Annotated in this window: 7 protein-coding genes; 2 read left to right on the forward strand and 5 right to left on the reverse strand. The window is 75.0% G+C overall.

Features of this window, described 5'->3' with window-relative positions; translation table 11 throughout:
* The 3 genes from fxsT to O7606_RS13950 form a co-directional block, all read right to left on the reverse strand.
* A complete protein-coding gene (gene fxsT / locus O7606_RS13940) occupies positions 1–3,762 on the reverse strand; it encodes an FxSxx-COOH system tetratricopeptide repeat protein (RefSeq protein ID WP_281594454.1) in 3,762 nt (1,253 codons plus the stop codon).
* Positions 3,763–3,825: 63 nt separating this feature from the next.
* On the reverse strand, positions 3,826–4,047 hold the full coding sequence (locus O7606_RS13945) for a hypothetical protein (protein ID WP_281594455.1): 222 nt from the start codon (positions 4,045–4,047) through the stop codon (positions 3,826–3,828).
* A 637-nt stretch (positions 4,048–4,684) separates the two neighbouring features.
* Positions 4,685–5,848, reverse strand: coding sequence for an acyl-CoA dehydrogenase family protein (locus O7606_RS13950; RefSeq protein WP_281594456.1), 1,164 nt, complete (start codon positions 5,846–5,848; stop codon positions 4,685–4,687).
* A 244-nt stretch (positions 5,849–6,092) separates the two neighbouring features.
* On the opposite strand from O7606_RS13950, the gene O7606_RS13955 reads away from it, so the two are divergent.
* Positions 6,093–7,520, forward strand: a complete 1,428-nt coding sequence (locus tag O7606_RS13955; RefSeq protein WP_281594457.1) for a UDP-glucose/GDP-mannose dehydrogenase family protein — start codon at positions 6,093–6,095, stop codon at positions 7,518–7,520.
* 108 nt (positions 7,521–7,628) lie between these two features.
* Positions 7,629–12,560, forward strand: a complete 4,932-nt coding sequence (locus tag O7606_RS13960) for a permease (RefSeq protein ID WP_281594458.1) — start codon at positions 7,629–7,631, stop codon at positions 12,558–12,560.
* Between the two features lie 47 nt (positions 12,561–12,607).
* Here O7606_RS13960 and purE read toward each other — a convergent pair whose 3' ends face one another.
* Together purE and O7606_RS13970 are read right to left on the reverse strand one after the other, a co-directional pair.
* Entirely contained in the window at positions 12,608–13,102 is a 495-nt protein-coding gene (purE, locus tag O7606_RS13965; protein ID WP_281594459.1) for a 5-(carboxyamino)imidazole ribonucleotide mutase, read from the reverse strand.
* The gene (locus O7606_RS13970) at positions 13,099–14,268 is read right to left on the reverse strand and encodes a 5-(carboxyamino)imidazole ribonucleotide synthase (protein WP_281594460.1); all 1,170 of its coding nucleotides are present in this window, start codon (positions 14,266–14,268) and stop codon (positions 13,099–13,101) included. Before O7606_RS13970 ends, purE begins: the two co-directional genes overlap by 4 nt.
* Positions 14,269–14,303 lie beyond the last annotated feature (35 nt).

The following is a 14,303-nucleotide window of genomic DNA, read 5'->3' on the forward strand; positions in this document are numbered from 1 at the left end:
CTACTGCACCTCCAGGTCGACGAAGTCGAAGGGAACCGCGCCTGGTCGAGGCGCCCCGCTCACCTCGCCCTGGCTCACCACCGCCGCCAGCAGCCGCCGGGCGGTACGCAGGCAGGGGTGCTCCGGACCGAGGAAGTCCCGCCCCTGGTCGACCACGGCGCGCAGCATCTGTTCGGCGCTGCCGGCCTCGCCGACCTCCGCAAGGTTCCCGGCCTGGTTGACCAGCGCGCCGAGCGCCCATGGATGGGGTTGACCGAGCGTCTCCGCCAGGGCGGTGGCCGCCTGCTCGCCGTGCGCGACCGCTTCCTCCCGTTGCCCCAGCTCGCGCAGCAGCACCGACCGCACGCTCCAGCCGAGCCGGGTGTACGGGTGGTCCAGGCCGAGGTCGCGCTCGTAGCCGGCGATGCTCTCCTCGGCCAGCGGCAACGCGGCTCCGGTCTCCCCGCCCAGGTGGTAGTCGATGGCGACGCTGAGCCGGCAGGACCGGGTGGCGGGGCTGTCCGCGCCCAGCAACCGGCTCAACGTCGGGTACGCCCAGCCGTTGAGGTCCCGGGCCCGGTGCGGGCGGCCGGTGCGGCGCTCGGTCACCGCCAGGTTGCGGACGATCCGCACCAGCAGCAGGTCCTCGTCGCCGCGGGCCCGGCCGCCGCGTCGCTGGCGGGCCTCGTTCAGCAGGCGGCCCGCCTCTGTCAGCTCACCCAGCTCGCACAGGAAGCTGCCGATGTTGGCGACCAGCCAGAGGGTGTCGGGGTGGTCCGCGGGGAAGAGCCGCAGTCGGCGTCGACGGGTCCGCTGCGCCATCTCCAGCGCCTCGTCCGACCGCCCGGCCAGGTGGAACGAGTAGGCCAGGTTGTGCGCGGCGATCAGGGTCTCCGGGTGGTCGTTGCCGAACTGGTCCCGGAAGCCCCGCCAGGTGGCCTGGTCCTCCACCAGGGCGGCCCGGAACTGCCCCAGCCCACGTAGGTCACCCGCCAGACCCCGACGGGTCACCAGCACCGAGGGATGGTCCGGGCCGAGCAGCGCCGCCCCCTCCCGCAGCGCGACCCGGCTCAGCTCCAACGCCTCGGCGCTGCGACCGAGCAGTCGGGTGACGTCGGCGAGCCGGGTGGCCAGCCGCAGGGTGAGCCGGTCCCAGCCGTACCGGGCCAGCCAGCGGTCCAGCGTCACCCGCCACGGGGGCAGCGCCTCGGCCGCCTCGGTCTCCCCGCGTTTGATGAGGTTCTCAAGCTGTTCGACCAGCCAGCGGCGGACCTCGTCCGGCTCGTCGACGGTCAACGCCTGGGAGCTGACCAGGTGCCGGTACAGCTCCCGGTTGATCGGCGAGTCGGCGGCGGCGCTGCTGGGGGCGGTGTCGGCCAGACCGCGCAGGAACTGCGCCCGCCGGCTGGCGCGTTCTGACTCGGTCATCGCCGCGAGCACGGTCGCCTGGACGGCCGGATGCATCCGGACCGTCCCGTCCCGTCCCCACACCACGTGCAGCAGCCGGAACCGCACCGCCGTGGCGAGCGCGCGGTCCAGCTCCCAGCCGTCAGCGTGCAGAACAGCGCCGTCGGCGTGCGTGGCCGTACCGTCGACCTCGGACAGTCCACGGGCGATCTGGGCTCGCATCGACCGGGACTGCAGGATCGACAGGGACAACCCCAGTGGAGAGGCGAAGGCGCACATCTGGGCCACCGCCACGGCGGCCCTGCCGCTGCGCCGCTCCCGCATCAGCGCCAGCGCGACCCGCAGCACCCGGACCGACGGCGGCTCGTCGCCCGGTTCGGCGACCGCCGCGCAGAAGGTCGGCACGGCGGTGTCCGCGGCCCGGGACTCGGCCACCGCCCGCCGGGTGGTCAGCAGGACACCGGCCTGGGCGAGCAGGCCGGAGGCGAGCCGCAGATCGAGCGGGAGCGCGCCGACCGCCGCGACGACGTCCGCCGCCGGGCCGGCCGAGAGCCCGGCGACCCCTTCGGTGAGCAGGCGCACCGCGTCCGATCTGTTCAGCTCGGCCACGGACACCGCCGGGCCGCCGTCGGGAGCTTCCCGCCGGGTCACGATCAGGTGCCCGGCGCCGGCGGTCGGCAGCAGGCCGGCCAGGTCCCCGCCGTCCGCGCCGTCGTAGACCACCAGCCACTGACCGGAACGGTGGCCCAGGTCGCCCAGCATCTCCTGGGCCGGGTTGCCCCGTGGCTCGACGCCGAGCTCGTGCGCCACGTCGGCCAGGATCCAGCGGACGTCCCGCGGGTCGGCTGCGGGGATCCAGACGATCAGATCGTAGTCCCACCAGAACCGGGCGACGTACTCCCGGACGGTGCTGGTCTTACCAGCGGCGGCGGGCCCGTGCACCACGACCGGCTGCCCGGGTCCGGCCAGCAGCAGGTCCCGCAGCTCGTCGATCTCCCGGTCCCGACCGACGAACGAACGAGCCCGCTCCGGCAGGTTGAACACCTGGGGCGGTTTGTCCCGGCCGCCGGGGAAACCGACCTGCCAGGCGCCTTCGAGCGGCAACGGTTGGCAGTCGGCGAGCCCGAGCGCGCCACGCAACCGTTGCCGGGCCTGGTCGTCGGAGCAGGCGGTCAGGTCGATCGGCCGCCCGTCCAACGGATGGTCGATGGCGGTCGAACCCGTGCGGACGACGAACGGCTCGGTCTCGCCCGCGGCCCGGGCCGTGTCGAGCACGTCGGTCAGCCAGTCCTCCTCGGAGCCGTCCGCCGGGACCACCGCCAGCAGGGTGGCCGCGCCCACCCGGACCCGGTGTGCCCTGCCGGGGCACCATGGCCGGACGCGCACCCCGACCGTCGCGAGCTCCGCGGCGAGCCAGTCCGCCCAGGCCCGCTGCCCGGCGGGGTGGGCTAGGAGCAGCTCGTGGTCGTCGGCGGGCTGCCGGCCGAGGCCGTACAGGTAGCGCAGCCGCACGGCCTCCGGCTCCGGCCGGGCGATCGACGTGTCGTCGTCGGTGAGCAGCAGGGCCAGCTCGTCGTACGCGGCGAGCAGGCGGTCACGGTACGGCGACTCCTCCGCCAGGGGGGCGAGGGGCTGCCCGTTCGGCCCGCCCGGCACCTCCACCAGAGCCAGGTCGCTCTCGGCGGCGTGCGTGTCGAGCGCGGCCCGGAATGCCCGCCGGACGTGTTCCCGGTGCTGGGCGACGCGGCCGGCGTCAGGCTCGTCCATGCCGGTCCCCACCGCGACGAGCCGGACCCAGACGGGCGCGGCCCGACGCACCTTCCGGCCCAGCTCCACCGCCTCGGGCAACCGTGGACGGCGGTACGGGTAGCAGATCGCCACGACCTCGCAGAGCACCGCCGCCCAGTACGCCACCGTCTCGTCCGAGTCGATCGGGTCGAGCAGGACGACGTCGTACTCGGTCGCGCGGAGTTGCCGACGCAGCTCGTTGCGGGCGGCGTCCCCCGGCTCGTCGGTGGGGATCCAGCCGACGGGTTCGGGGATCCAGACCACGTCGAGACGTCCGGGTGCGGCGGCGTACCGGCGTAGCAGCGGCTGACGGGCGGGGCGGGACGGGACGGGAAGGAGAGCGGCCAGCGGGGCGGGCAGCTTCTCCGCGACCGGCCACTCGTCGGTGCGGAACATCCGCAGGTGCTCGTCGACCCGCGCGGCGCCCCGCCCGGCGTCGACCACCAGCACCCGGCGTCCGGCCCGGGCCAGCATCCAGGCCAGGTTGCTGACGAGCTGGGTCCGTCCGGTCAGGCCGGTCGGGGCCAGGAAGGCGACCAACCTCGTCCCGGTCGGGTCGTCCGACCAGGGAGGTTTCGGCCCGATCATCACCACGCCATCCTTTCCGGACGGTGACCGGCCATCTCCGTCCCTTGTCGTCTCGGCGGCCCGTCACCGGGCGGGACCGAGGTCTCCGGGGTCGCCGAACTTTCTAGGGTCGTTGAGAAACCAGAGGAAACCCCCTTGGGGCTCGCCGGCCTCGTCGACGAGTCGCCGCAACGACTGCCGCAGCAATTGTCGGGGCAGCGCGTCCCGGTCCGTCGGATCGGATTCGGTCAGGTCGAGAAGGTCAGCGATCAGGGGGCGATCGGAACCGTCCGTTCCCTCCGGCATGGTTGCCCACCTTCACGCTGTCCAGACCGGCACCGATTTCGGCACAGCCAGCACCCTGCCAGGAACATATCGTAGCCTTCATCGATATTCACCGGTCACTTCGTGCATCGACGTACGGCCACCGTTCCGGCCTACCGGTCCGACCACCGAAGCCGGCGAGCCTGATCTTCCGGTCCGGGGCCGGCCGGTGCCGCCGGACCGGCGTCGCGCGTCCACTTCCGACTTGGACGGCAGCGGCAGCGGACAGTGACGGTGGGTGAGGCGTCGGGGCGACACGCCCGCGCCGACCGACCAGAGCGCCGACCGAGCAGCGCCCCGCCGAGCAGGGCACGTCCGGCGACGGCGGGCCGTGGCCGGGCCTACCGTCCGCGGATCGGGCCGGCCGGCGGGAGGTTTCCGAGGGTGATCGGCCCCATCCAGCGGGCGTGGTCCGCGCGCCGGGCGACGCGCCCCACGACGGCTGGCCGGTCGACGGTAGGGCGGTCGGGGCAGTGACCCCGACCGCCCTACGGCCGTCGGCGGTCGACTTTCCGACACCGCCCGGCGGGTACGTCCCGGCGCACAACCCCGAGCCCCCGGGCCCTCAACCGGCCGGCCCACCGACCACCGGGCCCGGGGGGCGGACCGGAGGCGGGCCTCAGTCGCGCAGGAGCTGGCGGGCCATGACGATCCGCTGTACCTGGTTGGTGCCCTCGTAGATCTGGGTGATCTTGGCGTCCCGCATCATCCGCTCGACCGGGTAGTCCCGGGTGTAGCCGTAGCCGCCGAGGAGCTGCACCGCGTCCGTGGTGATCTCCATGGCGGCGTCCGAGGCGAAACACTTCGCCGCCGCGCCGAAGTACGTCAGGTCGGCGTCACCCCGCTCGGACTTCCCGGCCGCGGCGTACGTCAACTGCCGGGCCGCCTCCAGCTTCATGCCCATGTCGGCGAGCATGAACTGGATGCCCTGGAACTCGGCCACCGGTTTGCCGAACTGCCGACGCTCCTTGACGTACCCCTTGGCGTAGTCGAGCGCGCCCTGGGCGATGCCGATGGCCTGCGCGGCGATGGTGACCCGGGTGTGGTCCAGGGTCTTCATCGCGGTGCCGAAGCCGGTGCCCTCGGCCCCGATGATCCGGTCGGCCGGGATGCGGACGTCGTCGAAGTAGACCTCGCGGGTCGGCGAGCCCTTGATGCCGAGTTTCTTCTCCGGCGCGCCGAAGCTCACCCCCCGGTCGGACTTCTCGACCACGAAGGCGGAGATGCCCCGGGACCGCGCTGTGGGGTCGGTCACGGCGAACACCGTGTAGAACTCCGAGACGCCCGCGTTGGTGATCCACCGCTTGACCCCGTTGAGCACCCAGTGGTCGCCGTCGCGCACCGCGCGGGTGGCCATCGAGGCCGCGTCGCTGCCGGCCTCCGGCTCGGAGAGGCAGTACGAGAACATCGCCTCGCCGGCGGCGACCGGGGTCAGGTAGCGCCGCTTGAGCTCCGCCGAGCCGGCCAGCAGCAGCGGCATCGTGCCCAGCTTGTTCACCGCCGGGATCAGCGAGGACGCCGCGCAGGCCCGGGCGACCTCCTCGATCACGATGGCGGTGGCCAGGGCGTCCGCGCCCGCGCCGCCGTACTCGGCGGGGATGTGCGGGGCGTGGAAGTCGGCGGACCGCAACGCGTCGTAGGACGCCTTCGGGAACTCCCCCGTCTCGTCCGCCTCCGCGGCGTGCGGGGCGACCTTCGCCGTGCAGACCTCCCGGACCGCCTCCCGGACGGCCTCGTGCTCCTCGGGCAACCGGTAGACGTCGAACGACTGCTCTGCAGCCATGCTGGCCCCTCCCCTTCACCGCTATCATGCCCGGACTGTGGCTTCTGGCGGCCCCGGACCGCGCAGACTGAAGGATAGCGACCAGGGTTCAGGTGATCCTTACCGCCGCGTAGGCTTTCGCCGCGACGGCACCTCCTACCGGCAACCCACCACAAGACGACAAAATGTCCTTCGGTGCCCGGCCAGGCGCCGCAGCCGATTGCGACGCGACGAAGCGCCGCCAGCGCGAGCGGAGAAGACAGGCGTGACCATCCCGTACCCGAACACCCAGCCGATGCCGGCCATCCCGGCGGTGACCCCGCCGTCCGGCGCGCCCCGGCCCCGGGTGACCTTCCTGGGCACCGGTTACCTCGGTGCGACGTACGCCATCTGCTACGCGGAGCTCGGCTACGAGGTGCTCGGCTACGACGTCGACGCGGACAAGATCGCGAAGCTGAACGCCGGTGAGGTGCCGATCCACGAGCCCGGCCTGGACGAGCTGCTCAAACGCAACCTCGCCGCCGGCCGGCTGCGGTTCAGCACCGACATCGGCGAGACCGCCGACTTCGGCGACGTGCACTTCATCTGCGTCGGCACCCCGCAACGCGCCGACGGGCTCGGCGCCGACCTGTCCTTCGTCGAGGCGTCCGTCACCAGCCTGGCCCAGCACCTGACCCGCAAGGCGCTGATCGTCGGCAAGTCCACCGTCCCGGTCGGCACCGCCGAATGGGTCGAGCAGCTCGTCGACAAACACAGCGCCCCCGACCTGGACGCCGAGGTCGCCTGGAGCCCCGAGTTCCTCCAGGAGGGCTTCGCCGTCGACGACGTGCTGCGCCCCAACCGCATCGTCGTCGGCGTCAAGAGCGAGTGGGCCAACGGCATGCTCTACGCCGCCCACAAGGGCGTCTTCGACCTGGCCGCCACCGAGGACCGCGAGGTCCCCCTCGTGGTCACCGACTTCGCCACCGCCGAGCTGGTCAAGGTCGCCGCGAACGCCTTCCTCGCCACCAAGATCAGCTTCATCAACGCGATGGCCGAGGTCTGTGAGGTCGCCGGCGGCGACGTCACCCAACTCGCCCGCGCCATCGGCTACGACCCCCGCATCGGCAACCGCTTCCTCCAGGCCGGCCTCGGCTTCGGCGGCGCCTGCCTGCCCAAGGACATCCGCGCCTTCCAGGCCCGCGCCCAGGAGCTCGGCGCCGGCGAGGCCCTCCGCTTCCTGCACGAGGTCGACCTGATCAACCTGCGCCGCCGTACCCGCGTCGTCCAGGTCGCCGCCGACCTGCTCGGCCGCCGCTCCGGCCCCGCCGGCCCCGACCTCACCGGCACCCGCGTCGCCGTCCTCGGGGCGACCTTCAAACCCAACACCGACGACGTCCGCGACGCCCCCGCCCTCGCCGTCGCCGCCCTGCTCACCAAAGCCGGCGCCGACGTGCACGTCTACGACCCGCAGGGCATGGACAACGCCCGCCGAGCCATGCCCGAGCTCAGCTACGAGCAGAGCATCACCGACGCCGTCACCGGCGCCGACCTGGTCTGCGTCCTCACCGAATGGGCCGACTTCCGCAACGCCGACCCCGTCGCCCTCGGTGAGCTCGTCGCCGGACGACGCGTCGTCGACGGCCGCAACTGCCTCGACTCCGCTCTCTGGACCCAGGCCGGCTGGGAATACCGCGGCATGGGCCGCCCCTGAGTTTCTTCGCCGCGACGCGGCGACGGCTATCGAAATCCGTGCCGGGTCAGGGCATGCTGCCACAGTGGGATTCCACAGTGCGGCCCGACCCGGGCGGAGGGGTGTGCGGTGAGTGGCTTCCAGTGTGTCTCGTGCGGCAACCAGATCAAACCGGCCCGTCGCTGCCCACACTGCGGGGCCGGGCAGCCGCAGTGGGCGGCCCACGTGGCCCAGGTCGAGCGGTCCATCGCCGAACTGAAGGCCCGGGAGGCTGAGATCTCCCGCGAGCAGCGCCAACTCGCCCAGAAGATGCAGGCGGCCATGTTCCAACGGGACGTGCTGGCGCACGCCGGTGAGGAACGCCTCAGACAGGCGACCAGACCCCGCAAGGTACGGCTGCGCCGCCCCGGCCGCCGGACGCCCGTCGCGCCGCCCGGCGGCGTCCCCACCGCCCCGACCGGCGGCGTCGGGCCCCGGGTGCCCCGGCAGAGCGCCCCGCCGCCGGCCGGGCCGACCGCCACCGCCACCTGGCTCGACGCGGACGACCCGGAGCACCCGCCGGAGGCGTCCTCGCGGGAGGTGCAGAACATCCCGCTCGGGCTGGGCGCCCTGCTGATCGGCGTCGCCGCCGTGGTCTTCGCGGCGGTCGCCACCAGCTCGATGGACGCGCTGGCCCGCCTGCTGATCCTGCTCGCCGCCACCGCGCTGACGCTGCTCGCCCCGCCGCTGGTGGCCCGCCGGGGGCTGCTGTCGACGGCCGAGACCATCGCCGCGGTGGGGCTGCTCCTGGTGCCCCTGGACGGCTACGCCCTGCACGCGGTCGGGCTGCCCGGCTCGTCGGCGGTGCCCGGCCCGGTCTACGCCGGGCTGGTCTTCGCGGTCACCGCCGGGATCGGCTACGGCTACGCCCGGGCCACCGGGCTGCGGGTGCCCCGGTTCGCCGCCGTCCTGGCCGCTCAGCCGGTGCTGCCGCTGCTCGCGTCCGGCCTGGTCGGCGGCCCGGCCGGCTGGGCGTTGGCGTTCACCGTGGTCGCCGCGATCGACCTGGCGCTGGTCCGTTCACCGCTGACCACGGAGCCGGTGGCCGACGCCACGGACGGGCGGCCCACCCCGGACCGGTCGACGCCGCGCCGCCCCGAGGGAGCGCCCGAGGAGGACGGCGAGGTCTTCACCGACCCGTCCACGACGACCACCCGACCGGCCCGGGCCACCGCCGGCCCCCGGGCCGCCGTCCCGGCCCGGCGGGTGCCGGGGCTGACCGAGCTCGGCTGGACGCTGTTCGGGGCGGCGGTCGCGCTCGCCCTGGCGTACGCGGTCGTCGCGCTGCTGCGCGCCACCACCGTGCCGGCCGCCCTGGGCGCCGGCGCGGCGCTGCTGCTGGCCGCCGCGGTGACCCTGGCCGGCACGGTGTCGCTGCGCCGGCCGCCGCTGCCCGACCTCGGCGCGGGCATCGCCACCCTCGCCGTGATCGGCGCGCTCGGCCGGGTCGCCGCCGTGGCCCTGCCCGGCCGGGCCCTGCTGCTGATCTCCGTCGTCATCGCCCTGACCAGCGTCGCCGTCCGGGCCGTGCCGGAACGCGCCAGGCGTGGGCCGCAGCTCGCCTCGGCGGTGGCGCTGACCGTCACCGGCCTGCTCGTCGCGGCCGGCGCGGTACGGGCCGGGGTGGCCACGGTCCGCGCGGCCCTGCCCGCCTGGGCGGCCGACCTGGACCGCTACCCGGCCGTGCTCGCCGAGGCCGCCGGCCCGGCCGGCTGGCAGCTCGTGCTGAGCGCCCTGCTGCTGACCGTCGCGGCGGTCCTCGCCCTGCCGGCGGAGATCCGCCGCGAGTTCGCGGTGGCCGGCGCGGCCGTGACGGCCCTCGCGGCGCCCGCCTCGGTCGGGCTGGGCTGGGCCACCGCGCCGTGGCCGATGGCGCTCACCGCGATCGGCGTCGGCCTGGCCGGGCTCACCGCCCGGACCCGTCGGGCCGCGCTGGCGCACGCCCTCGCCGCCGGCGCGGTCGGGCTGGTCGGCGCGGGCGCGGCGCTGGCCCGCCCGGCGTCGACGGCCGCCGTGCTGCTCGCGCTCTTCGTCGGCGGTGTCCTGGTGGTCCTCGCCCCCCGGGTCCGCCTCACCCCGGCGGCAGCCGCCGACACGCTCACCGCCTGGGCCGCCGGTGGCGCGGCGTTCGCCCTGCCGGGCGCGGTGGCCGGGTTCGTCGCCGCGCTCGTCCCGGCCGGGCCGGTGCTCACCCCGGCCACGCAACGGGAGGTCACCGTCCCGATCCTGGCGGCCAGCTTCCTGGCGGTCTGCGTCACCGTCGGCTACGCCGCGATCGTCCAGGTGTCCCAGCGGAAGATCAGCATGCCGCTGGCGGTCGGGGCCGGGCTGGGCGCGCTGGCGGTCGCCGCCGCCGCGTTCGCCGCGCCCGGGGCCACCAGCGCCGACGCCTGGGTGGCCGCGCTGCTGGCGGTCGCCGCGCTGCTGCTGTTCGCCGCGCCCTCGATCGACGCGCGCAACCGCACCGACCTGCCCCTCGACGGCTCCGATTTCGCCGCCGCCGCGGCCACCGTCGCGCTGGTCGCCACCCTGCTGCGGATCGCCGCGGTGCTGGTGCCCGGCGCGCAGCTCCTGGTCGCGGCGGCGCTGGTGCTGGTGGTCGCGGTCGCGGCCCGGGCGATGCCGGACGAGTGGCGGCGCGGCCCGATCCTGGGGATGGCCCTGGCCGGGGCGGTGATCGGGGCGCTGGCCGGCTGGACGGCGTTGCGCGGCGGCTTCGGGGTGATCGCCGTCCCCGGGCCGATCTGGGCGGGTGACCTGACCGGCTGGCCGGCCGCGCCGGTCGGCGGCGTCACCGCCCAGGCCCCGGTCGCGCTGGTCCTGCTGGGGGTGGCCGCCGCGATCCTGCTCCCCGAGCCGTGGAAGCACGACGTCTCCGGCGCGGCGGCGGTGCTCGCCACCATCGGCGCGCCGGCCGCCCTCGACCTGCCGTGGTGGTCGCCGGTGCTGGTCAGCGGGACCGTCGCCACCATCTTCGGGATGGCCGCGGTGGCCGCCACCGACCCCCGGGCCGGGCTGTCCCGGATCACCGTCGCCGCGCTCGTCGCGCTGCACGCGGCCGGGGCCGGGCTGGTACGCCCCTGGACGACCGCCCTGGCGTTGAGCATCGTCGTGCTGGTCGGCGTCACCGTCGCCACGCTGGGCCGGTCCTTCGCCGGGCCGGAGGACCTGGTCGAGGCCGAGGGGATGCCGCCGCACCTGGTGACCATCGGCGGTCTCGCCACCGCAGCCGCCCTGTTCGCCCTGCCCGGCGTGGTGGCCGCGCTGGCCGCCCAAGCCGGGCACCCGCCCGAGGTGCTGATCACCGGCGCGTTGGCCGCCTCCAGCATCGGGCTCGCGGTGGTCGCGGCAGTCCGGCGACGGGCGCCGCAGTACCTGCCGTACGCGAGTCTCGGCATCGCCGCCGGCGCGACGGTCAGCGCGTTCGCGGCGATCCCCGCCGGCCTGGCCGTCGGGGTGTTCGCGGCGGCGGTCGCCCTGCTCGGCGTCCTCGCCGAGCTGGTCCGGGCGGCGACCGTGCCGCCGGCCGCCGCTGCCGCCGCGCCCGTCGGACGGTGGACGATGCTGCTGGACGGCGCGCTGCGCCGGATGCCGGCCCGGCTGACCGACCGGCGCTGGCGGATCAGCCCGGCGGCCGGCGCGCTCGCCGCCGCCGCCCTGCCCATCGCGCTGGCGGTGGTCACTCTCACCCCGGCCCTGGTGGTCACGCTGGTCGAGCCGTACGCGGCGCTGTCCCGGATCTGGGCGGGGCCGCCGCCGGAGCTGCTCACCGTGCCGGCCGACGCGGGGAACCCGACCCACGTGCTCACCGCGCTGCTGCTCACCGTCACCGCCGCGCTGGCCGCCGTCGCGTTCACCGGCGGGGTGTACTTCCGGGCGGTGCCGGTGGTGCTGCCCGGTCTCGCGGTCACCGTGCTGATCACCCCGACCGCCCTGGGACAGGGCTGGCCGCACACCACCCTCGCCGCGCTGGCCGTGTTCACCCTGGCCATGCTCGGGTTGGCGCTGACCCCGCCACCGCCGCTGGTCGAGCCGGCCCGGTCGCTGCGCTGGACCAGGGTGCTGGTGTTCGGCATCGGCCTGGCCGCCGGGAGCGCCGGCCTGGCCGGCGCGCTGGCCACCCGGGACCTCACCGTCTTCACCCTGGCCGGGGCGGTCGCGGTCGGCGCGGTCGCGGCGCTGTTCGGCAGCACCGAGCGGGCCCGCATCCTGGGCTGGCTGTTCGCCTCGCTGACGGCCCAGCTTCTGGTGCTCACCATCGGGCTGGTCGCCGGGTTCGCGCCGGTCTGGTCGGCGTTCGGGGTGCTGGCGGTCGGGGCGGCGCTCCAGGTGTTCGCCGCCCGGCTGCCGCGCCTGCGCCGCCCCGAGGCGCAGCGCGAGGCGGCCACGGTGCAGTGGAGCGGGTACGCCGCCGCGCTGATCGCCCTGGCCCTGGCGTTCGACTCGCCCCGGCACGTCGCCGCCCTGCTGGCCGGCTGGGGCGCGGTGCTCGGGGTGGCCGCCACCCGGCCGGGTCGTGGCCCGACCGAACGGCGCATCCTGTTCTGGTCGGTGGTGGGCTGCGAGATCGTCGCCTGGTGGATCCTGATGCGGGTCGCCGACGTGGCGCTGCCCGAGGCGTACACGCTGCCGTTCGCGGCGCTCGCGCTGCTGGTCGGCATGCTGGAGCTGCGGGAACGCCCCGACCTGAGCAGTTGGGTCGCGTACGGGCCGGCGCTGGTCACCGCGTTCGTGCCGACCCTGGCGATCGTGCTGGCCACCGACTCCAGCCTGCTCCGGCAGGTGCTCCTGCTGCTCGGGGCGGTGGGCGTGCTGATCTGGGGGTCGATGACCCAGCAGCAGGCCCCGGTGATCGTCGGGGCGGTGGTCACCGGGATCGCCGCGCTACACGCGTTGTTCAGTCTGGGACCGTGGCTGGTGCTGCTGCTGGTCGGTCTGGTGCTGCTGGTGCTGGGCGCGAGCAACGAGCGCCGTCGCCGCGCCCAGGACCGCCTGCAGACCGCCCTGCGCGGTATGCGCTGAGCAGGGCGGCAGCGGCCCGGACCTGCCGGGCCCGGCCCGACGGAGGGTCAGGCCGGGAGGGAGGCGTGCAGGGCGGCTTCCTTCTCGGCGACCAGCTTCTCCAGGTCCGCCTGGAACGCGGTCATCCGGGCCCGCAGCGCCTCGTCGGCGGCGGCCAGGATCCGTACGGCGAGCAGGCCGGCGTTGCGCGCCCCGCCGATCGACACGGTGGCCACCGGCACGCCGGCCGGCATCTGCACGATGGACAGCAGCGAGTCCATCCCGTCGAGGTGCTTCAACGGGACCGGCACCCCGATCACCGGCAGCGGCGTGGCCGAGGCGACCATGCCGGGCAGGTGGGCGGCCCCACCGGCGCCCGCGATGATCACCCGCAGGCCCCGGTCGGCGGCCGAACGGGCGTAGTCGATCATCTTGGTCGGGGTGCGGTGCGCGGAGACCACGCCCACCTCGTACGTCACCCCGAACTCGTCGAGCGCCTCGGCGGCGGCCCGCATGGTCGGCCAGTCCGAGTCGCTGCCCATGATCAGCCCGACGGTGCTCATCCCTGCGGCTCCTGCCCTTCACGCAGCCAGTGGGCGGCCCGCGCGGCGCGCGCCCGTACCTCGTCGAGATCGTCGCCGAGCACCGTGACGTGCCCGATCTTGCGGCCCGGTCGGACCTGCTTGCCGTACAGGTGCACCTTCGCCCCGGGCTCGGCGGCGAACAGGTGGTGCAGCCGCTCGTCGATCGACATGCCGCCGGGCTCGCCGCCGAGCACGTTCGCCATCACCACGACCGGCGCGGCCAGCGCGGTGTCCCCCATCGGGTAGTCCAGGACCGCCCGCAGGTGCTGCTCGAACTGCGAGGTGCGGGCCCCCTCGATGGTCCAGTGCCCGGAGTTGTGCGGACGCATGGCCAGCTCGTTGACCACCACGCCGGCGTCGGTCTCGAACAGCTCCACGGCGAGCAGGCCGACCACGCCGAGCGCGGTGGCCAGGTCGATGGCGAGCTGCTGGGTGGCGACCGCCCGCTCCTCGGGCAGGTCGGGGGCCGGGGCCAGCACCTCGACACAGATGCCGTCGCGCTGCACCGTCTCCACCACCGGGTACGCGGCGACCTGGCCGAACGGCGAACGGGCCACCTGCACGGCCAGCTCGCGGCGCAGCCGGACCCGCTCCTCGACGATCAGCTTCGTGCCGCCGGCGAGCAGGGCGCCGGCCAGCTCGGTGGCCTGGTCCGCGTCGTCGACCAGCCAGACGCCCCGACCGTCGTAGCCGCCCCGGGCCGCCTTCAGGACCACCGGCCAGCCGGTACGCGTACCGAAGTCGACCAGGTCGGCAGGGGCGGCGACCGGCGCCCAGGCGGGCACCGGCGCGCCCAGCGCGGCCAGCTTCTCCCGCATGGCCTGCTTGTCCTGGGCGTACACCAGCGCGTCGGCCGGCGGGTGCAGCGTCGTCCCCTCGGCGGCGAGGGCGCGGATGTGTCCGGTCGGCACGTGCTCGTGGTCGAACGTGACGACGTCGCAGCCTTTCGCGAAGGTGCGCAGCGCCGACAGGTCGGTGTGGTCGCCGTACTGGACGTCGGCGGCGACCAGGGCCGCGCCGTCGTCGGGGGTGAGCGCGAGGACGCGCAGCGACTGACCGAGGGCGATCGCGGCCTGGTGGGTCATCCGGGCCAACTGGCCGCCGCCCACCATGCCGACAACAGGGAGACCGGTACGGGGATCCATAGCGCCGCCAGCCTATCCGGACGACCCGCGCCACC

It is taken from the genome of Micromonospora sp. WMMD882, assembly GCF_027497255.1.
GTDB lineage: Bacteria > Actinomycetota > Actinomycetes > Mycobacteriales > Micromonosporaceae > Micromonospora.

Coding starts and splice junctions, on each gene's coding strand:
- O7606_RS13945 (WP_281594455.1), bottom strand. CDS start 4,047: ATGCCGGAGGGAACGGACGGTTCCGATCGCCCCCTGATCGCTGACCTT.
- purE (WP_281594459.1), bottom strand. CDS start 13,102: ATGAGCACCGTCGGGCTGATCATGGGCAGCGACTCGGACTGGCCGACC.
- O7606_RS13950 (WP_281594456.1), bottom strand. CDS start 5,848: ATGGCTGCAGAGCAGTCGTTCGACGTCTACCGGTTGCCCGAGGAGCAC.
- O7606_RS13970 (WP_281594460.1), bottom strand. CDS start 14,268: ATGGATCCCCGTACCGGTCTCCCTGTTGTCGGCATGGTGGGCGGCGGC.
- fxsT (WP_281594454.1), bottom strand. CDS start 3,762: ATGATCGGGCCGAAACCTCCCTGGTCGGACGACCCGACCGGGACGAGG.